This window comes from Sharpea azabuensis DSM 18934 (assembly GCF_000702165.1).
GTDB classification, from domain to species: domain Bacteria; phylum Bacillota_I; class Bacilli_A; order Erysipelotrichales; family Coprobacillaceae; genus Sharpea; species Sharpea azabuensis.
This window is the reverse complement of record NZ_JNKU01000088.1, coordinates 1-2,094: the sequence shown is the minus strand read 5'-3', so window position 1 is coordinate 2,094 and position 2,094 is coordinate 1. Positions and strand designations below refer to the sequence as shown.

1 protein-coding gene is annotated in these 2,094 nt (G+C 35.6%); it reads right to left on the bottom strand.

Going from position 1 to position 2,094, the window contains the following annotated elements; translation table 11 throughout:
- Positions 1-211: 211 nt before the first annotated feature.
- Positions 212-1,879 (bottom strand): hypothetical protein, encoded by a 1,668-nt coding sequence (locus T529_RS0111575; RefSeq protein ID WP_051646992.1) that lies wholly within the window; start codon positions 1,877-1,879, stop codon positions 212-214.
- Between the last annotated feature and the right edge of the window lie 215 nt (positions 1,880-2,094).

Here is a 2,094-nt window from a genome sequence, read left to right as displayed (position 1 = left end):
AGTCTTCCTTTGAAAGATGCTTTACTTGTTGTTTTACGGTAAGATGCATACAGCTTTCTCCTTTCTAAAGACTCGGAAATAGGATTTCCTGTATGCATATTATATCATATCCCTAACCGCCATTCATCCCACGGCCCAAGTGCACGTGGGTTTTCTGTCGGGAACTTTATAAAAAAAGCATTGAACGTATTAACGAACAATGCTTTGTATGTTAATTCTTTTTGATTGATTTAATGATCTGAATATCATCACTCTTGAGATATTCTATCTCATACTTATCACCAGTATGCATGAAAGCTAAGATGTCTTCATTGGTATTTGTGGCTTCAATCTTGTAGCGTAAGCCTTTGTCATCAACAATATAGGCTTTTGTCTTGCCGTCTATTGTCATAAAGTTCACTGAATTAACAACGATTGTTGCTTTTGAGAGTTTACCTTTAACACTTTCACTAGATTCTCCGGCGAGATTCGCAATATACTGCTTTTTCAACAAGTCAAGGTTGTTGTAGCTATCAGCTGAAACAACAGTGACGCTTTGATAGTCCTTTGCATCAACCATCGCATACATTTTCACTAAGCCACCTGAGTCTTTGAGTGAAAGTAAGTAGACTGGATGTCCTGCGACATTGACGAGAAGTGGGAATGTAGCATCATAGCCATAGTTCTTGACTTCACCTTCTGCTGAAGCCATTGCGGCTTGTTCATCTGCCCCTGAGCAGGCAAACTTTAATGTCCGATGAGTTCTTAAATTTGTCAGTACAAATCCTAAATTAGATGTGTCTTTGTTGGCAGAAGTGATACCTGAATAAATCCAGATATCACCATCTTTTTCAAGATAGTTATAGCCATCACTTGTCACTGTCACATTCTTTTGACCAATAATAGAATTAAAGAAACCATTCTTTAATGAACCATTATCATCAACTTCATTCATAATAAGACTTTCTGGATAAATACGATCAACCCATTTAGGAAAATGACCAACATCATATTTCTTACTATCGCCAGTAATTGGATCAAAGAGTACCATACCATTTACATATTGCTTTGAATTAACACCATAATATCCATATGTTGTACAAATATAATAAGGATGACCCTTCTCATCTATTTCAAATGATGGTGTACCAAAGATCTTTGTAGGATATTTGAGTTGTAGACGGCGTTGTAAGTTTTCACCAAAATAGGCTGATGGAACATACTTCATGCCATCCAAGCCTAAGTCCTTGAGTTTGACAAGCTGGGTTTTTCCATTAGTGCTATTGACAATGATATAGGCAGGGATGCCTTCAGACCTATTTGTCAGATATTTGAAGAAACCAGCATATTCTAGTGGCGTTACGCGGTAGACGGAATTCTTATAGGATATTTGTGTATATGCATCAGATACTTCAAACTGGCTGACAAGTTCAGGCATATCACCCATGACTTTATCACCTAGTTTTTCTGTTGATTTGCGGTCAAGGATAGGTGTCTTTGTGAAGTCTACATCACTGATTGTTTTATTGCTGAAGTCTACCTGTTCAACATTGATACGTTTGGAATAGAGTTTGGCATGGAATATCTTTGATGAAAAGAGAAAGCCAAGCACTCCACCAACAATCAACAAGAATACAAGTGAAACAAGTACTTTCTGTATTTTTGAAATGATAACAGAATTCGCAAGTGTACGAATATAGAGTGTATAGAGAAAGAAAAGTACAAGTAATGAAATAATAAACCATAAACCTGTAAAAGATTGGAGATTAAGTGTTGGATGTACAAAGAAGTAATAAATTAGGATGATGACTAAAAGTATTATGCCAACAATGATCTTATGGCTTTTCTTGACATGTTTTGGGAAAGGTATGTTGCTGAGATAATCAAATATACGATTCATATAATATCCTCCTGTTTATAGTATACATTGAACTTCAAAGAAAAGCTATATTCTTATGCATTTGTGAATATTAACTTGGTATGTTTTAGACAAAAGAAAAAGCTATGCCAAAATGATACGATCCCCTAAAGGTAGACAGTACAAATACACAAAATGTACTGCCTTGCTTTTAGGGGGTTTTATTATGGGAAGAAAAGCAAAATATACATTTGAAC

Bases quoted from the DNA above. Each gene is read 5' to 3' on its own strand.
- T529_RS0111575 (WP_051646992.1), bottom strand. From the start codon at position 1,879: ATGAATCGTATATTTGATTATCTCAGCAACATACCTTTCCCAAAACAT.